Genomic DNA, 449 nt, shown 5'->3' on the forward strand with positions numbered 1-449 from the left:
CTACAAGACCCACCTGGCGTACGTGCGCGAGCGCCGCTCGGACGCCGACGGCGCCGCCCTGCTCGAGGAGGCCCTCAGCAAGCTGCGCGCGCGGCGCAGCTGACGGAGGTCCCGGTCACGGCAGCTGGGAGGCGGCGTCCTGGTCCAGCAGCCAGCGGGTGGCCCGGCGTCCGACGGCGCCGGCCGCCGGCAGGGACGTCGGGGTCTCGGCACCGGAGAGACCCCGGGCCACCGCCTCCGCCTTGCCCTCGCCGGAGACGAGCAGCCAGACCTCCTCGGCGGCCGTGATGGCCCCGAAGCCGAGGCTGACCCGGGTGGGCGGGGGCTTGGGGCAGTCGCGCACCGCCAGTGCGGGACGCTCGTCGGCGACGGCGGGGGAGTCGGGGAAGATCGAGGCCACGTGGCCCTCGGGCCCCACGCCCAGCATCAGCACGTCGATGCGGGGCAAC

At 76.6% G+C, this 449-nt stretch carries 2 protein-coding genes; one reads left to right on the plus strand and one right to left on the minus strand.

Annotation, left to right across the window (positions count from 1 at the left end; genetic code table 11):
• A partial coding sequence (locus tag M3677_RS17255) for an RNA polymerase-binding protein RbpA (RefSeq protein WP_251161175.1) occupies window positions 1-103 on the plus strand: 103 nt, incomplete at its 5' end.
• Between the two features lie 12 nt (window positions 104-115).
• Here the strand turns inward: M3677_RS17255 and M3677_RS17260 are convergent.
• On the minus strand, window positions 116-449 hold a 334-nt coding region (locus M3677_RS17260; protein WP_251161174.1), incomplete at its 5' end, for a 6-phosphogluconolactonase.

Origin of the sequence: Curtobacterium sp. P97, assembly GCF_023712445.1 — a bacterium.
In the GTDB taxonomy this organism is placed as follows: Bacteria; Actinomycetota; Actinomycetes; order Actinomycetales; family Microbacteriaceae; genus Curtobacterium.